The sequence below is a fragment of the Hymenobacter aerophilus DSM 13606 genome (genome assembly GCF_000382225.1).
In the GTDB taxonomy this organism is placed as follows: Bacteria; Bacteroidota; Bacteroidia; order Cytophagales; family Hymenobacteraceae; genus Hymenobacter; species Hymenobacter aerophilus.
In genome coordinates this window covers 18,020-33,703 of the sequence record NZ_KB907809.1, presented here as the reverse complement: position 1 = coordinate 33,703, position 15,684 = coordinate 18,020, and the positions used below count along the sequence as shown (strand labels likewise).

At 62.1% G+C, this 15,684-nt stretch carries 15 protein-coding genes; 2 read left to right on the top strand and 13 right to left on the bottom strand.

Annotation, left to right across the window (positions count from 1 at the left end; all coding sequences use genetic code 11):
- Positions 1–82: 82 nt before the first annotated feature.
- Complete coding sequence (locus tag H145_RS0109065; protein ID WP_019947828.1) at positions 83–1,006, top strand: DUF808 domain-containing protein; 924 nt, start codon at positions 83–85, stop codon at positions 1,004–1,006.
- A gap of 215 nt (positions 1,007–1,221) precedes the next feature.
- On the opposite strand, the gene H145_RS24085 is transcribed toward H145_RS0109065, so the two are convergent.
- From H145_RS24085 to H145_RS0109040, 6 genes are all read right to left on the bottom strand, one after another.
- Positions 1,222–1,728 carry a DUF6678 family protein gene (locus H145_RS24085; RefSeq protein WP_157541400.1) on the bottom strand — a complete coding sequence of 169 codons (507 nt, stop codon included), beginning with the start codon at positions 1,726–1,728 and terminating at the stop codon, positions 1,222–1,224.
- Positions 1,729–1,888: 160 nt separating this feature from the next.
- Positions 1,889–2,056 carry a tyrosine-type recombinase/integrase gene (locus tag H145_RS0109060; protein WP_019947827.1) on the bottom strand — a complete coding sequence of 56 codons (168 nt, stop codon included), beginning with the start codon at positions 2,054–2,056 and terminating at the stop codon, positions 1,889–1,891.
- Complete coding sequence (locus tag H145_RS0109055) at positions 2,049–2,597, bottom strand: RNA 2'-phosphotransferase (RefSeq protein WP_019947826.1); 549 nt, start codon at positions 2,595–2,597, stop codon at positions 2,049–2,051. The genes H145_RS0109060 and H145_RS0109055 overlap by 8 nt, the downstream gene beginning before the upstream one ends.
- Before the next feature lie 52 nt (positions 2,598–2,649).
- The gene (locus tag H145_RS0109050) at positions 2,650–3,579 is read right to left on the bottom strand and encodes a 1,4-dihydroxy-2-naphthoate polyprenyltransferase (RefSeq protein ID WP_019947825.1); all 930 of its coding nucleotides are present in this window, start codon (positions 3,577–3,579) and stop codon (positions 2,650–2,652) included.
- Positions 3,580–3,763: 184 nt separating this feature from the next.
- Positions 3,764–4,423, bottom strand: coding sequence for an HAD family hydrolase (locus tag H145_RS0109045; RefSeq protein ID WP_019947824.1), 660 nt, complete (start codon positions 4,421–4,423; stop codon positions 3,764–3,766).
- Between the two features lie 275 nt (positions 4,424–4,698).
- Positions 4,699–5,313 (bottom strand): glutathione peroxidase, encoded by a 615-nt coding sequence (locus tag H145_RS0109040; RefSeq protein WP_019947823.1) that lies wholly within the window; start codon positions 5,311–5,313, stop codon positions 4,699–4,701.
- A 177-nt stretch (positions 5,314–5,490) separates the two neighbouring features.
- Here H145_RS0109040 and H145_RS0109035 point away from each other — a divergent pair, with 177 nt between their 5' ends.
- Complete coding sequence (locus H145_RS0109035; RefSeq protein ID WP_019947822.1) at positions 5,491–6,600, top strand: 3-oxoacyl-ACP synthase III family protein; 1,110 nt, start codon at positions 5,491–5,493, stop codon at positions 6,598–6,600.
- Positions 6,601–6,740: 140 nt separating this feature from the next.
- Here the strand turns inward: H145_RS0109035 and H145_RS0109030 are convergent, their stop codons facing one another.
- The 7 genes from H145_RS0109030 to H145_RS0108995 all read right to left on the bottom strand — a co-directional run bounded on the left by H145_RS0109030 (position 6,741) and on the right by H145_RS0108995 (position 15,284).
- Positions 6,741–7,322, bottom strand: coding sequence for an LOG family protein (locus H145_RS0109030; RefSeq protein WP_019947821.1), 582 nt, complete (start codon positions 7,320–7,322; stop codon positions 6,741–6,743).
- 239 nt (positions 7,323–7,561) lie between these two features.
- Positions 7,562–9,355, bottom strand: coding sequence for an arginine--tRNA ligase (argS, locus tag H145_RS0109025; RefSeq protein ID WP_019947820.1), 1,794 nt, complete (start codon positions 9,353–9,355; stop codon positions 7,562–7,564).
- 406 nt (positions 9,356–9,761) lie between these two features.
- Positions 9,762–11,456 carry an ATP-binding protein gene (locus H145_RS22725; RefSeq protein ID WP_019947818.1) on the bottom strand — a complete coding sequence of 565 codons (1,695 nt, stop codon included), beginning with the start codon at positions 11,454–11,456 and terminating at the stop codon, positions 9,762–9,764.
- Between the two features lie 44 nt (positions 11,457–11,500).
- Positions 11,501–11,842, bottom strand: a complete 342-nt coding sequence (locus H145_RS0109010) for a circadian clock KaiB family protein (protein WP_019947817.1) — start codon at positions 11,840–11,842, stop codon at positions 11,501–11,503.
- 12 nt (positions 11,843–11,854) lie between these two features.
- Positions 11,855–12,145: a circadian clock KaiB family protein gene (locus H145_RS0109005; RefSeq protein ID WP_019947816.1), complete on the bottom strand. Its 291-nt coding sequence runs from the start codon at positions 12,143–12,145 to the stop codon at positions 11,855–11,857.
- Positions 12,146–12,402: 257 nt separating this feature from the next.
- Positions 12,403–14,136, bottom strand: coding sequence for a circadian clock protein KaiC (kaiC, locus tag H145_RS0109000; protein WP_019947815.1), 1,734 nt, complete (start codon positions 14,134–14,136; stop codon positions 12,403–12,405).
- 173 nt (positions 14,137–14,309) lie between these two features.
- Positions 14,310–15,284 carry an arginase gene (locus H145_RS0108995; RefSeq protein WP_019947814.1) on the bottom strand — a complete coding sequence of 325 codons (975 nt, stop codon included), beginning with the start codon at positions 15,282–15,284 and terminating at the stop codon, positions 14,310–14,312.
- Positions 15,285–15,684 lie beyond the last annotated feature (400 nt).

Genomic DNA, 15,684 nt, shown 5'->3' with positions numbered 1-15,684 from the left:
CTTGCCTTCGGCTTCGCTCAGCATGACGTTCCTTTGACTTTCCAAACGACCTTACAACTCCAATACCCTCTCACCCCCCTTTATGGCCTCCGGACTTTTTGCTTTACTCGATGATGTGGCCGCTTTGGTGAAAGTCAGTGCCGCCAGCCTGGACGATGTGCCGACGCAGGTGGCCAAAACGACCGGTAAGGTGTCGGGCATCGTGATTGATGATACGGCTGTGACGCCCAAGTACGTGGTGGGCCTGAGCCCCTCGCGCGAGCTGTCCATCATCTACCAGATTGCCAAGAAGTCGCTCTTCAACAAGCTGCTCATCCTCACGCCGGCGGCGCTGGTGCTGGGGTATTTCGCGCCCTGGGCCATCACGCCCATCCTGATGCTGGGCGGCGCCTACCTGTGCTTCGAGGGCTACGAAAAGGTGCACTCAATGCTCAGCCCGCACCCCGAAGTGGCGGCCGAAACCGAGCCAGTGCCAACCATTACGCCCGAGGAGCTGGAGCAGCAACGCGTAGCCGGGGCCGTGCGCACCGACATCATCCTGTCGGCCGAAATTATGGCCATTGCCTACAGCCAGGTAACCGGCGCGCCGCTGCTAAACCAGGTTATCGTGATGCTGGCCGTAGCCGTATTCATCACTGTGGCCGTGTACGGCTTCGTAGGCCTCATTGTGAAAGCCGACGATATCGGCCTGCACCTGGCCCAGACGAGTGGTAGTCCCGCTGTCCAGCAATTCGGCCGCAGCATGGTGCGGTTTATGCCCAAATTCCTGAATATCCTCAGCTACGTGGGCACCGCCGCCATGCTATGGGTGGGGGCCGAAATCATTGCCCACGGCATTCCCTACACGGCCCATCTGCTACACGACCTCGAACAGGCGCTGGCCTCGGCACCCGTAGTGGCCTGGCTGGCCAAAGTGCTGGCCTGCGGCATCGGCGGACTCGCGCTGGGCTTTGTGATTGACCAGGTGGTTCGGTTGGTAAAGAAGCTACTGCCAAGCAAGCAGTAAGGCCCCAGAATACTTCGGGCAGAAACAAAAGCGGCCGCTGCTTCATGAGAAGCAGCGGCCGCTTTATACCATTTTTGTGTTAACTCTTTGGCGCTTGGCGAAGGCGGTGATTTTAGCACAAAAGCTTAATAGAATTACTATCGTTGTGCCTTGTGAAAATGCTCGACCGAAGAACTTGAATCCTTCTTTTGGCAAATCATTGTTAGTAGCAGGTGTTATTTGTATCCGTATATTGTAAAAGTTCCGCATTCTTCCTCATAAGGGATGTGCAATTCTTGCAAAATTTGTTCAAACTCTTTGGTTTCATCATATATTTTAGGAGCAACTAAACGTCCATTATATTCAGCATAAAGAGGTCTAACCTTTATATATTCAATAGCAAAAAACAAATACATCCCTTCCTCATAAAATGGGCTCCAATCTCCTAACCATTGTGGAGCATCACTTATTTGCACTTCTTCAAAATTTTTATTCTCAAGTATTAATTTTTCAATATAAGGTGGTGCGAAAGGCAATTTCACTATTGAGCTTTGTAGTTTTAACCATTTTGTGTCATTCATTACAGAACTTAATCCTTTCTCTACAACAACTTTTCTTACTTTCTCTCTCAGTTCTAAAGCGTAATGGTCGTTTTGAGCATAAAATTTATACTTTTCTCTTTCGGAAGCATTTGGGTCTCTAAAAATTTCAAAGGATGATTTATGTTGTTTAGTTTCCTCCATTTTTAAATTTCCTTGTATTTGAACGGTCGTTGGTTACACTTGCCATTAACATTAGGATTGCCGAAGCTCGGCACCTCTGTGAGTTTCGGCAACCCGCGCTTTGTACGCAAGTAACCTTCGGCAAGCATACCCACATTGGCATGCTTGCCGAAACTCAGGTTCAAAGGCCCAACGTATCGAGCGGGGAAGCCGGGCGGGTGCGTTGGGCAACATGCGTGTAAATTTCGGTGGTTTTGCTGCTGCTGTGGCCCAGCAAGTCCTGAATGATGCGAATATCGGTACCGGCTTCCAGCAGATGGGCAGCGTAGGAGTGGTCTAGCTTATGCAACGTCAAGGTACTGCGGCGGCACCACATCGGTCAGCCAGACGCCATTATCGGCCTGATAGAACGGATGGCCGGCGGCGTGCATCCGGGCGGCATCCACCCGCAGCACGGTGGGCGGACCGTGGCGGCTGCCCACCTGCCGGGCGGTCGGCTCATCGGTGCTTAAGTGCACCTGCTGCCGGCTCATTTTTAGCAGGCCCTGCTCCCTAATGGCCGCCAGATTCCGGGTAGCAGTGCCGTGGTAAAGCACCGGCGGGGGCGTTACGGGCGCGTAGCCCAGCTCTACCGCCACCGAATGCCCCTGGCTGGCCCGGATGCGCTGCTGGTCGTCGGAAAGCCGGAAGCGCTGTTTGGGGCTGATTTCGACCAGATGCAGCAGTACCTCACGGGTCAGCGGCACCTGCTGTTTTTGGGCCTGGGCCAGCAGCGTATCCACGGCTACCCAGCCCTGCTCGTCCAGCGTCAGGCCCAGATGGGCGGGGTTGTGGCGCAGCACCAGGCTCAGGAGCTTGCTGAGGCGGGTAGTTTCTTTGTCGGAGAGCATAGTTGATAAGATTTAGTTGGGTAGATTCGCTGAAAACGGCTTCCCCCCTCCCCTACAACACCTGCCCCAGCCCGAACAGCAGCGTGAAAACGAGCGTGGTGAGAGCCATTTGCTTGAGCAGCGGGTCGAGCTGCCGGGAATCCTGGCGCTGCCATACGGCGCGGGCGTTGCGCAGCAGCAGCGGGGCGCTCAGCAGAAATAGCCACTGCCAGGGCGAGTGGTAGGTGAAGGCCACGTAGAGCACGGCCGCCGCGAAGCCCAGCGCCAGCAACAGCCAGTGGTAGCGGCGGGCGCGCACCGGCCCCAGTCGCACCGGAATCGTGATTTTGCCGGCCAGCGCGTCGGAGCGGATGTCGCGGATGTTGTTCACGTTGAGCACGGCCGTAGCGAAGCAGCCCAGCGCCGCCGCCGGCAGCAGCACCGGCCAGGGCAGGGCCTGCGCCACGTTGCGCACCTGACTGTAGGCCTGCAGAAAGTAGGTGCCGCACACACCCACCAGCCCAAAAAACACAAACACCGACAAGTCGCCCAGCCCGGCGTAGCCGTAGGGCTTGCTGCCGGCCGTGTAGTTGACGGCCGCCCAGATGGCCGACAGCCCCAGCACCAGAAACGCCCCAAACACCCAGGCCCCGGCCACGCCCAGCGCCACCCACAGCAGCAGCACCCCGCTGCCCAACGACAGCGCCCCGAACAACCCCATGGCCCGCCGCATCTGGGCCGGCGTAATCACGCCGCTTTGCACGGCCCGCAGCGGCCCCTCACGGTGCACGCTGTCGGCCCCGTTTTGCGAGTCGCCGTAGTCGTTGGCCAGGTTGCTGAGTATCTGGAGCAGCACGGTGGTGAGGGCCGCCAGCGCCACCACGGCGGGCCGGAACTGCCCGTGGCTGGCCGCCAGGAAGGCACCAGCCATAATGCTGGCCAGCGCCAGCGGCAACGTACGCGGCCGAAACGCCGAAACCCAGGCTTTAGCAGGAAAGGTCATGGGGTGATTTGGGGTGATGAGGTGAACTGGAAAGGAGGTAATGAGGTGGTAAGTCCTCCTGTCATCCTGAGCGGAGCGAAGGACCTATACAGAAGCTATAGTTTGATGTTAGCCTCCGTATAGGTCCTTCGCTCCGCTCAGGATGACAGACTTTTCATGCCCCTCACTCCCACAAAATTACGTTCTAATTCCCTGTCAGCGCCGCAATCCGCGCCGCGCTCAGTTCCCCGAAATCGGCCACCACTAAATCGGCCCGCTGCAAATCCTGGCTGGGCGAGTGGATGCTGTTGTAGCCGATGCAGTACAGGCCCGCCGCCTTGGCCGCCGCCACGCCGTTGGTCGAATCCTCGATAACCACGCACTCGGTGGCGGGCGAGCGGGCCAGGGCCGCGGCGTACGCGAAAATGGCCGGGTCGGGCTTGGAGCGCGGGAAATCCTCGCCGCTGATGAGGTGGCTGAAATAGGGCGCCAGCGCAAACCGCCGCATTACCCTATCGATGGTGGAGTGCGAGGCTGAGGAGGCCAGCAGCATTTCCAGGCCGTGCCGGTGCAGGTCTTCGATGAGCGTGCGCACGCCGGGCAGCAGGTCGAAGTCGGGCTTCTCGTCGAAGGCGCGGTTGAAGTGCGCCCGCTTGGCCAGCACCAGCTCCTCCACCGGTTGCAGCAGGCCGTGGCGGTCCTTCAGATGCTGGTACACGTTCTTGGTCGAGCGGCCGGTGAAGGTGGCGTACTCGGCATCCGTTACGGGCAGGCCCAGTTCCTCGAAATGCCGGAAATAGGCGTAGCGGTGCACGGGCTCGGTGTCGACGAGCACGCCATCCATGTCGAAAATAACGGTCTGCATCGGGCGCGAGGAAGTTGGTAGAACTGCCGCGAAGGTACCGGAACCGTTATTACGAGCAGCGCCGAACAAAGCCAGGCAGGCAGCCGTAGGGGCGGGGCTTGCCCCCGCCCCTACCACGGATAATATATAGGACTTACACAGAACGACTGTAGCGAGAAGCTTCTGCTTCGCGTAAAGATTCTGACTGTTAGTTTGTTATATTCAACGGCACGCGAAGCGGAAGCTTCGCGCTACAAGCCTACGGCCCCTTTTGCGTAAGTCCTGGTATGGTCGGACTACCTGCTGATGGCCGTCAGCAGCTCCTCGTCCAGCGGCTTCACTTTGGAGGGGTAGAACGCGACTACGTGCCCGGTTTCATCAATCAGATACTTGCAGAAATTCCAGTTCGGCTTTTCGTCGGTTACGCCGTTCTGGGTTTTGCTGCCGAGGTACTGGTAGAGCGGAGCGGCATCGGGGCCGGCCACCGAAATCTTGCTGAACAGCGGAAACGTGACGCCGAAGTTCTTCTCGCAAAAGCTCGCAATCTGGGCGTCGGAGCCGGGCTCCTGGCCGCCGAAATTGTTGGCCGGGAAGCCCAGCACGGTCACCTGCTCGCCGTGCTGGCGGCTCAGCTCTTCCAGCTCCTTGTACTGCGGCGTGTAGCCGCACTCGGAAGCCGTGTTCACAAGTAGCAGCTTTTTGCCCCGGTAGCGGCTCAGCGGCACGGGCTGGCCGTTGATGTCGTTGAGGGTGAAATCGTAGACGGAAGTGGCAGCAGCGGTTGGCTCAGACATGGCAGTGGGGGTAACAGGAGGGGTGGCGGATACGGGCGAGGTGCCGGGGGCCGAAGTGCAGCCGCCCGTGCCCAGGGTGGCAACGAGCAGCAGGCCCGGCAGCAGTACAGTTCTCATACGACAAGCGCGTTGTTTGGGGCAGACAACCCACCCGACACGCCGAATGTTCGGGCGGGGCGGTAGCCGGCGCCAGCCCCGACCAAGGCCGGAATTTTGAACATCGGAGCTCTGCCCTAGTTAAAAAGCGCTTACTTTCGTTGAATAGCACACCAGTTTCATCACCCCAACCTGCTCATGCGCAAGGCGTTGCACTCAGTCATTACCGGAACCGGGTCCTGCATCCCGGCCCGCATCGTCAGGAACGACGCTTTTCTCGACAGCTCTTTTTTCGATGGCAGCGGCCAGCGGCTCGACAAGCCAGGCGCCGAAATCGTGGAGCGCTTTGCCCAGATTACCGACATCCACGAGCGGCGCTACGCCGAAGACGATCAGGTGGCATCCGACCTGGCCCTGCTGGCGGCTCAGGACCTGTTCGCCTCCTGCCCCGGCACCGACCCCGAGCAGCTCGACTACATTCTGGTCGCCCACAATTTCGGCGACATCACGGCCGATAACCGCCGCTCCGATTTCGTGCCCAGTCTGGCCGCGCGCGTCAAGCACAAGCTCGGCATTATAAACCCGCACTGCGTGGCCTACGACCTGCCGTTTGGTTGCCCCGGCTGGCTGCAGGGCGTCATTCAGGCCGATTATTACCTGCGCTCGGGCGATGCCAAGCGCGTGCTCGTCATCGGGGCCGAAACCCTCTCGCGCGTCTGCGACCCGCACGACCGCGACAGCATGATCTACTCCGACGGCGCCGGCGCGGTGCTGCTGGAGGCCCGCGAAACGGCCGACGACGCGGCGGAGCCGGAGGGCATCCTGGCCCACAGCTCGCGCTCCGACACCGTGCAGGCCGCCCTGCTGCTGCGCATGGCTACTTCGCGCAACCACGAGTACACCGGCACCGAACTGTTTCTGCAGATGGAAGGCCGCAAGCTCTACGAGTACGCCCTCAGAACCGTGCCCCAGGCCATCAAGGATTGCCTCGAAAAGGCCGGCCTGGGCCTGTCCGATATGAGCCGCCTGCTTATTCACCAGGCCAACGGCAAGATGGACGAGGCCATCCTCAAGCGCCTCTATGCCCTGGCCGGCGACGCGCCCGCCCCCGCCGGCATCATGCCCATGACCATCTCCTGGCTCGGCAATTCCTCGGTGGCCACCCTGCCCACTCTGCTCGACCTGATCAGCAAGAACAAGCTCGAAGGCTACGCCATTAAGCCCGGCGAAGTGCTGGTTTTCGCCTCCGTCGGGGCCGGCATGAACTGCAACGCCGTGGTGTACCGCGTGCCGGAGTTAGGGGCTTAGGAAGAACGAGCGCAACCGCCTGTTATCCTGACGAAGGAAGGACCTTATCACCTAAGAACGATAATCGTAATGACGACTCGTTCTTAGGTGATAAGGTCCTTCCTTCGTCAGGATGACAGGATTACCTAATGCTTGTTACCTTACTCCTCGCCCGGCCGCAGCCATTTGGTTACCTTGATGGGCACGTAGGCGGCCAGCGCGTCGAGGAGGGCGGCGGGGGTGGGCTGGCTCAGGAGCTGCTGGCGGTTTTCGCGCCGCAGCAGGTCTTCGTCGGCCATGTGGTCGAGGGCGCGCAGCAGGTGGTCGTAGAAACCCTCCACGTTGAGCACGCCGATCGGCTTGTGGTGCAGGCCCAGCTGGCCCCAGGTGAGCACCTCGAACAGCTCTTCGAGCGTACCGTAGCCGCCGGGCATGGCCACGAAGGCCTCGGCGCGCTCGGCCATCAGCAGCTTCCGCTCGTGCATGCTACTCACAATGTGCAGCTCCGTCAGGCCCCGGTGCTCGATTTCCTTGCCCATCATGAAGTCGGGAATCACGCCCACCACCTGGCCGCCGTGGGCCAGCACGCTGTCGGCCACCACACCCATCAGGCCCACGCGGCCGCCGCCGTACACCAGCGTCAGGTTGCGCTCGGCCAGCAGGCGGCCCATTTCTTCGGCCTGGCGCTGGTAGGCGGGGTTGGTTCCGGTGGCCGAACCACAGTACACGGCAACGCTTTTCATTAGGGCAAATTTTAAGTTGAAAATTGTAGAGGTCAGAAAGTTGGGGGTTTCACGACCAACGCACAGGCTTAGTTTTGAGCCCCAGCGGGGCGACATATCGGTAGCAAAACAGCCGTAAGGAAATCCCTAAGCCCCAGCGGGGCGACACTCATCGTTCGACGGCTGGTGTCGCCCCGCTGGGGCTTCGGTGTTTACAACTTCTTCATAGCTACCGATATGCCGCCCCGCTGGGGCTCGTTTTACATCCGCTCGGGGACTTCGATGCCGAGCAGGGCCATGCTGGTTTTGAGGGCGCGGCCGGTCTGGGCCGAGAGGGCTACGCGGAAGGCCCGCTTGGTTTCGTCGGCTTCGGCCACGATGGGCACTTCGGCGAAGAAGCGGTTGTAGGCGCGGGCCACGTCGTAGGCGAACTGGGCCACCAGCGCCGGCGACTGCACGCGGGCGGCTTCGGCAACCACGGTTTCGTAGCGGGCCAGCTCCTGAATCAGGTCCCGCTCGGTGGCCTGCAGCTCCTTAATTCCTTCCAGCGAAGCATCGGGGCCTACGCCGCGCTCGGCGGCTTTGCGCAGGATGCTGGAGATGCGGGCGTGGCTGTACTGGATGAACGGGCCGGTGTCGCCTTCGAGCTTCACCGACTCCTCGGGGTTGAAGAGCATGCGCTTTTTGGGGTCCACCTTCAGCAGGTAATACTTGAGCGCGCCCAGGCCCAGCATGTGGTAAAGACGTTCGAGCTCGTCGTCGCTCAGGCCCTCGGTTTTGCCCTTTTCGAGGGTGGCGGCGCGGGCGGCGTCCACCACTTCGCGTACCAGCTCGTCGGCATCCACCACGGTGCCTTCGCGGCTCTTCATCTTGCCCGAGGGCAAATCCACCATGCCGTAGCTCAGGTGATGGATGGCGTCGGCGTAGGGCTTGCCCAGCTTCTGGAGCACGGCCCGCAGCACCTGCATGTGGTAGTTCTGCTCGTCGGCAATCACGTACACGCTCAAATCGTAGCCGAAATGCTCGAACTTCAGCTCGGCCGTGCCCAAATCCTGGGTGATGTAGACGCTGGTGCCGTCGGCGCGCAGCAGCAGCTTCTCGTCGAGTCCTTCCTCCTTGAGGTCGACCCACACCGAGCCGTCGTCCTTCTTGAAGAACACGCCTTTTTGCAGGCCTTCTTCCACCCGCTCCTTGCCCAGCAGGTAGGTCTGCGACTCGTAGTAGAACTTGTCGAAATCGACGCCGATGTTCTGGTAGGTGGCGTCGAAGCCCTCGTACACCCAGCCGTTCATCTGCTTCCAGAGGCTGACCACGGCCTCGTCCTGGGCTTCCCAGGCCCGGAGCATATCCTGGGCTTCGAGCATGAGCGGGGCCTTCTTTTTGGCTACTTCGGGGGCCACGCCCTCGTTTTCGAGCTGGCGCACCTGCTCGCGGTAGTGCTTCTCGAACAGCACGTAATACTTGCCCGCCAGGTGGTCGCCCTTGATGCCGGCGCTCTGCGGGGTTTCGCCCTGGCCGTAGTGCTGGTAGGCCAGCATCGACTTGCAGATGTGGATGCCCCGGTCGTTTACCAGATTGGCCTTGGTGACTTCGGCGCCGGTGGCTTTCAGGATTTCGGCCACCGAGTAGCCCAGGAAGTTGTTGCGCAAATGGCCCAGGTGCAGCGGTTTATTGGTGTTGGGCGACGAGTACTCGACCACCACGCGCTGCGGGCCGCCGGTAGCTACGGGCGCGCCGGCCGGCCGCTGGCGCAGCTGCTCAAACACCTGCACCCACTCGGCATCGGCAATTTCCAGGTTGAGGAAGCCCTTGACCACGTTGAAGCCCGAAACCCGCGGCTCGTGGGCCAGCAGGTACTCGCCCAGCGCCTGCCCGATTTGCTCGGGGCCCTTGCCCAGGGTTTTGGTGAGCGGGAAAGTAACGAGCGTAAACTGGCCCGCGAAATCCTTGCGGGTGGCCTGCAGCGGCAGCTGCGCGGCGGGCACATCGGCCCCGAATACGTGGTGGATGGCCGCGCTGAGGGCGGTTTTGAGGCTTTGTTCGAGTTGCTGCACGATGAGGTCGGGATACGGAAAACAGGGTTTGGCGGCCGGCCGGGTAGCCGGCGCGCCGCCAGCGGCAAAGGTAACCGATTCGCGCGGGCGGGCCGGGCCGGCGCCCCGAACGACCAGGGCGAGGCCGCGGACGACCGGGGCGAGGATGCGGAAGACCAAGGCGAGGCCGCGGACGACCGGGGCGGGGCCGCGGAAGACCGGGGCAGGGGCGCGGACAATTCAGGTAGCACCGCGGAAGACCGGGGCGGGGCCGCGGACGGCCGGGGCGACACCCGCAACGGCTGCGGCGGCAGCTGGAACGACCGGGGCGAGGGCGCGAGCAGCCGGGGCGACACGCGCAACAACCGGGGCGGCGCGTACGCGGACGACGAGACGCAAGTAGGCGCCTCTACATGCGCGCCGGCCCCTACTCGGGCAGATATACCGTGAAAACCGAGCCCTCGTTTAGCTCGCTGGCTACGGCAACGCGGCCACCGGCGTTTTCGGCAATTTTCTTCACCATGTACAGCCCGATGCCCGAGCCCTCCACGTGGTCGTGCAGGCGCTGAAACATGGTAAACAGCTGGCGGTCTTCGTGCAGGTCGAGGCCCAGGCCGTTGTCGTGCACCTGCAGGGCCACGAAACCCGGGCCGGCGGGCTGGCAGCGCAGCCGCACGCGGGCGGGCCGCGCCGGGTGGTGGTACTTGAAGGCGTTGCTGAGCAGGTTATACACGATGGAGCGCAGGTTTTTTTCGGCCAGCATCACGGTGGCGCACTGCGCAACATCCACTTCCAGCTCGCCCCCGGCGGCGGCAATCAGCGGCTGCAAATCCAGGCGCACATCCTCGATAAGCGGAGCCAGCGCTACCGGCGCGCGCGGCAGGGCGCTGTCCTGCTGCAGCTTCGAAATGTCGGTCAGGTTTTCAATCGTGCGCTTGAAGCGGTCCACCGAATCCTGCATCATGCGCAGCACGGGCTCCACGGCGCCGGGCCGCTGGTCGGCGGGCAGCTCCTGGCGCAGCGTATCGAGCAGGCCCTCGATGTTGGTAATGGGCGAGCGAAGGTCGTGGGAGGCGGTATAGATGAAGTTGTCGAGGTCGGCGTTGATGCGGGTGAGCTGCTGGTTGTTGGCGCGCAGCTCCTGCCGGGTTTGCTCGATGCGGGCCAGGGCCAGCTTCTGCTCGTGGATGTCGGTGTAGGTGCCAACCCACTGCACCAGCTCGCCGGCCTCGTTGCGCGAGGGCCGGATGCGGCCCAGCATCCAGCGGTACTCGCCCTGCGCGTTGCGGATGCGGCACTCCACTTCCGCCCCCCGGCCGATGGCCAGGCAGTCGTGCCAACGCCGCATCACGCCGGGCAAATCGTCGGGGTGCAGGTAGGGCAGGGAGCTTCCCGGCCCGAAACTCACGGCCGTCGACTGGCCGGTGAAATCGTACCAGTTGCGGTTGAGATACGACGGATGGCCCTCGGGAGTGGCCGTCCAGGTGATGTGCGGAATGCCTTCCAGAATGCGGGTGGTTTCGGCCGTGGCCTGCACCTGCACGCGCAGCCGCTGCTGCTGCTGCTCCAGCAGCGCGTTCTGGGCCGATACCCGCGCCCGAATCACGCTGATTTCGCGCCGCGCCGATACTTCGGTGGCAATGATGGCCAGCACCGGCGTTTCCGTCGAGCCCAGCACGCTCAGGGCCAGGGCCACGGGGTGCAGCCGGCCGCTGGCGGCGCGCAATGGCATTTCGCCCTTGGTTTTGCCTGCCCAGCCGGCCGCCAGCAGCTCCTGCCAGTAGTCGTGGAAATCGGCCGGCACAAAGGGCCTGAACGAGTTGCCGATCAGCGTTTCGAGCGGCGCGTCGAGCAGGGCGGCCAGGCAGGCATTGCCGTAGAGCACCGTGGAGTCGGGCGCCAGCAGCAGGGCGCCCTCGTTCATCTGCTCAATCAGGGTGCGGTAGCTGTGGTCGGCGCCTTCGAGCGTGAAAATGCGCGGCCCGTCGGGGCCCTGCACGGCCAGCGCGTCGATGCTGCCCGTGCGGATGGCCGTCAGCAGCTCCTCGGCTTCGAGCAGCTGCTGGCGCAGCCGCTCGTTTTCGAGGGCCAGCTGGGCAGGTGTTGGGGCCGGGGAAGACATAGGCGCGGCAGAAAAGAGAGAATCGGCATTCATCGCCTCGCAACTTACTTATTTTGCCCCGACTGCGACGCATCGTCGGGCCCGGCGTTCAGCCCCAGCAGGCGCAGTACCCGCGGCCGGTCCGAGAGGTCGCCCACCAGCCAGCGCACCAGACCGGGGCTTTTCTTGACCAGCGTGGGCGCGGCAATAATGCGGGCCTGCTGGGCCAGCTCGGGCTGCTGATAAATATCGATAATCGCCAGCTCGTAGCGGCCCGCTAGGTACCGCTCGCAGATTGCCTTAATGTTGCGCACGGCCCGCGTCGAGTTGGGCGTGGCCCCGGTGATGTAGAGCTCCAGCACGTAGCTGGGCGGGTGCTCGTCGGTGGCAGAAGGCCAGTCTTGCATACCAGCAGCCGCTTACGAGTGGTCGAGAGCCCGGATATCGAGCCCCACTAAAACCCGCTCCTGGTTCGAGAGGTCGCCGATAATTTTGCGGATGGGCGCGGGCACCTTGCGCACCAGCGTCGGGATGGCCAGAATCTGGTCGCCCTCGGCCAGCTGCGGGTGCTGGAGCAAATCCACGATTTCCAGCCGGTAGCGGCCTTTCAGGTGCTGCTCGCAGTAGGTTTTGAGGTTGGCCAGCGCCTGCATCGATTTCACTGTCTGCCCGGCCACGTACAGCCGCAGCTCCCACATTTCCTCGTCCATAGTGCTTTGGGGGTCTTGGGTTCTGATGTATTACGGGCCGAAAGGATTGGGTTGCCCCGCCCCTGCTGTCGTCCCGCTTGCCTATCCGCCCGCCCGTCTGTCATCCTTCATCTGGCGTCCGCGGAGCGAAGGACCTGTATAGAAGGTACCGTTTAATAATAGCTTCTGTATAGGTCCTTCGCTGCGCTCAGGATGACAGACAGGCGGGCAAATAGGCGGGTGGGGCCGCCCGGCCACCTTCCTAACGATTCTGCCGGCTAAGCGTTGGCGTCGCCGGGCGGACGGGTAGAAAAACTACGGCCCAGCTGCCGCCGCTCGTCCGACAGCGACTCGTGGCGCTGCTGCTCCTCCGAGTTCACCAGCCGCAGCTCCTCCTCCACGCTTTCAAACTCGGTGCGCAGGTTGGCAATGGTGGCTTCGAGCACCCGGCGCTTGCGCTCCAGCTCCCGGTCGCGCCGCTCGGCTTCCTGCTCGGTGGCCAGGGCCCGGGCCTGCTCCTGAATATGTTGGGTGAGGCGGCTGGCCCCGGTGATGATGCCGGCCGGGCCCACCAGCACGTCGAGCAGCCGGATGCCGTGCTCGGTGACGATGAACTCGCGCACCTGGTTGGAGTGGGCCATGCCGCGGGCCTTCAGAATGCTGATGCCGCGGTTTCGCTCGCCCACGCCCTCCAAATCGCGCACATGAATCCAGGTGTCCACCAGCGACGAAATACCTTCCTCGGTCATCTCGCGCTGGCCCTGGCTGCCGCTGATCAGGGCCGTGAACAGGGCGTTGATGCCCTGCACTTTCAGAAAATCCACCAGCCGCGTGAGCATACTCCGCACCTCCGAGAGGCTGCCCACCGACACCAGGTTGCTGATGGGGTCGATGAGCACGGTTTGGGGCTTGAACTGGCCGATGAGCTTATGAATCGTGACCAGGTGGCGCTCCAGGCCGTTGAGCGTGGGCCGGCTGGCCTCAATGCGCAACAGGCCGCTATCCACGAAGGGCTGCAATGCGAGGCCTACCGAGGCCATGTTGCGCAGCAGCTGGGCCGGCGACTCCTCGAAGGCGAAAAACATGGTTGGCTCGCCCCGCTGGCAGGCCGCCAGCGCGAAGGCCGCCGCCAGGGTGGTTTTGGCCGTGCCCGCCGTGCCCGTTACCAGCGTGCTGCTGCCCTGGTAAAGCCCGCCGCGCCGGAACATGGTATCGAGGTCGGCCACGCCGGTCGAAACGATGTTGTCCGACACCGCATGCTCCAGCCGCAGCGACGTGACGGGCAGCACCGAAATGCCGTCTTCGGTGATGATATAGGGGTACTCGTTGGTGCCGTGGGTGCTGCCGCGGTATTTCACGATGCGCAGCCGGCGGGTGGTTATCTGGTCGATAATGCGGTTGTCGAGCAGAACCACGCAGTCCGACACGTACTCCTCCAGGCCCTGGCGCGTGAGCGTGCCCTCGCCCCGCTCGGCGGTAATGATGGTGGTTACCCCCTTGTCTTTGAGCCAGCGAAACAGCCTTCTGATTTCAGAGCGCAGCAAAGCTTCGTTGCTGAAACCCGAAAACAACGACTCAATGGTATCGAGTACCACGCGCTTGGCCCCGATGGTATCAATGGCGTAGCCCAATCGGATAAACAGGCCCTCCAGGTCGTACTCGCCGGTTTCGTCAATCTCCGAGCGGTCGACGTGCACGTGGTCGAGGCGCAGCTTTTTATCGGCCTGCAGCTGGGCCAGGTCGAAGCCCAGCGAGGCCACGTTGGCGGCCAGTTCAGGAGCAGTTTCCTCGAAGGCCATCAGCACGCCCGGCTCGTCGTAGTCGAGGATGCCGCGCACCAGAAACTCGATGCCGAGCAGGGTTTTGCCGCAACCCGCGCTGCCGCACACCAGCGTGGGCCGGCCCAGCGGCAGCCCGCCCTCCGTTATTTCATCCAGCCCCTCGATGCCGGTGGGCGCCTTGGGTAACTGAGGTAAAGAAGCGGCCGCGCGGGAATATTGCTGGTTGGGCATAGGATATAGTTTGCCGCAAGATAAGGTGAAATGGTGAGGTGGTGAAATGGTGAGTTGAACGTTTTGGTGGCCTCACGGCGCGTTCAGTGCGGATGGTACCGCCCCTGCCGCAACCGCGCAATCAGGCCCCCGAAACGTTCAACTCACCATTTCACCACCTCACCATTTCACCGTTACCGGCTCACTACTTCCTCCATGCGCAGGCGGTTCTGGATGGCGTCGGTGGAGGCTTCCAGAATGTCGAAGGCGTTGTTGGCCATGGTGTTTTCCCGGTCGAGGGTGGGGTTGATTTCCACCATCTCGAAGCACACCACCCGGTCGTTTTCCAGCAGCGCGCGGCACAGGCTGATGGCCTGCTCCACGTTCAGCCCATCCTCGACGGGCGTGCCGGTGCCCTTGCTGAAGCGCGAATCCAGCGAATCCACGTCAAACGACACGTATACCATGTCGCAGAAACGCAGCCGCTCGTAGATTTCGCGGGCCACCTGGCGGGTGCCTTTGTCGCGCACTTCCTCCAGCTGATAGTTTTTGATGCCCAGGCGCTTGATGATGGCGTTTTCCTCGGCCTCAGTGTCGCGCACCACCACGTACACGAGGTGCTCGGGGGCTACTTTGGGGCCGGGCTCGCCCAAATCGCGCAGGCGCTGCCAGAAAAACTCGGTTTCGGGCGCGGGCTGGTTGCGCTGGCACTCAAGGTTGTCGTCGTTCAGGCTCAGGGCCAGCGGCATGCCGTGCACGTTGCCGCTGGGCGTGGTGTAGGGCGAGTGGATGTCGGCGTGGGCATCAACCCAGACGACGCCGAGCGTTTTGTGGGGGTAGGCGGCCTTGATGCCGGCAATGGTGGCCGAGGCGTTGCTGTGGTCGCCGGCCAGCACCAGCGGAAACTCGCCCAGCCGCAGCGTCTGCTCCACGGTGCTGGCAATGCCCTTCTGCACCATATAAATGGAGTCGAGGTGGCGGGCGAAGGGAAAGAGGTTTTTCTCGAACAGCACGTGGTTCAGGTCGGGCACCTTTACCGAGTTGAACCGGCGGAAGTAATCGGAGCCCTTGTTGAGGCAGGCCACCTTCAGGGCATCGATGCCCATACTGGCCCCCCGGGTTCCGGCCCCCAGTTCGGAGCGGACTTCCAGCAGCTTGATACGTCGCATATTACATTGGCAGAAAAAGGGTTAGGGTGGTTAGTGTAGTATTGAGTAGTTGGTATTGAGTATTAAGATGATATTCGACCAACCTATTTGGCTCGTCAGCAAGTCATCTCACTACTCAATACCAACTACTCAATACTGACCTAATGCTTGCCGATTGAGCGGGTGGGATATCCTCTCAGGCTTGACGCGCGCGGATTTTCCGGCGCCACCAACGAACAGAGCACAACCAAAACCCCCGCGAGGGGGTATCTTTGCAGCAGCAATTTACGGCTTAGTTGACGGTGCTTCGTTGTTGGGGAAGAAGTTTTTCTTTCCTGGCGCGCTGCCCGCTGCTTCGCCCCTGCTGTTCTGCTTTCATCCGTTCCTCGCCTAAGCGCTGCGCTTTGGGCCCTACGCACTA

What these genes read in the sequence shown, in the direction of transcription:
- H145_RS0109065 (WP_019947828.1), top strand. Translation starts at nt 83, where the DNA reads ATGGCCTCCGGACTTTTTGCTTTACTCGATGATGTGGCCGCTTTGGTG.
- H145_RS24085 (WP_157541400.1), bottom strand. Translation starts at nt 1,728, where the DNA reads ATGGAGGAAACTAAACAACATAAATCATCCTTTGAAATTTTTAGAGAC.
- H145_RS0109055 (WP_019947826.1), bottom strand. Translation starts at nt 2,597, where the DNA reads ATGCTCTCCGACAAAGAAACTACCCGCCTCAGCAAGCTCCTGAGCCTG.
- H145_RS0109050 (WP_019947825.1), bottom strand. Translation starts at nt 3,579, where the DNA reads ATGACCTTTCCTGCTAAAGCCTGGGTTTCGGCGTTTCGGCCGCGTACG.
- H145_RS0109045 (WP_019947824.1), bottom strand. Translation starts at nt 4,423, where the DNA reads ATGCAGACCGTTATTTTCGACATGGATGGCGTGCTCGTCGACACCGAG.
- H145_RS0109040 (WP_019947823.1), bottom strand. Translation starts at nt 5,313, where the DNA reads ATGAGAACTGTACTGCTGCCGGGCCTGCTGCTCGTTGCCACCCTGGGC.
- H145_RS0109035 (WP_019947822.1), top strand. Translation starts at nt 5,491, where the DNA reads ATGCGCAAGGCGTTGCACTCAGTCATTACCGGAACCGGGTCCTGCATC.
- H145_RS0109030 (WP_019947821.1), bottom strand. Translation starts at nt 7,322, where the DNA reads ATGAAAAGCGTTGCCGTGTACTGTGGTTCGGCCACCGGAACCAACCCC.
- H145_RS22725 (WP_019947818.1), bottom strand. Translation starts at nt 11,456, where the DNA reads ATGTCTTCCCCGGCCCCAACACCTGCCCAGCTGGCCCTCGAAAACGAG.
- H145_RS0109010 (WP_019947817.1), bottom strand. Translation starts at nt 11,842, where the DNA reads ATGCAAGACTGGCCTTCTGCCACCGACGAGCACCCGCCCAGCTACGTG.
- H145_RS0109005 (WP_019947816.1), bottom strand. Translation starts at nt 12,145, where the DNA reads ATGGACGAGGAAATGTGGGAGCTGCGGCTGTACGTGGCCGGGCAGACA.
- kaiC (WP_019947815.1), bottom strand. Translation starts at nt 14,136, where the DNA reads ATGCCCAACCAGCAATATTCCCGCGCGGCCGCTTCTTTACCTCAGTTA.
- H145_RS0108995 (WP_019947814.1), bottom strand. Translation starts at nt 15,284, where the DNA reads ATGCGACGTATCAAGCTGCTGGAAGTCCGCTCCGAACTGGGGGCCGGA.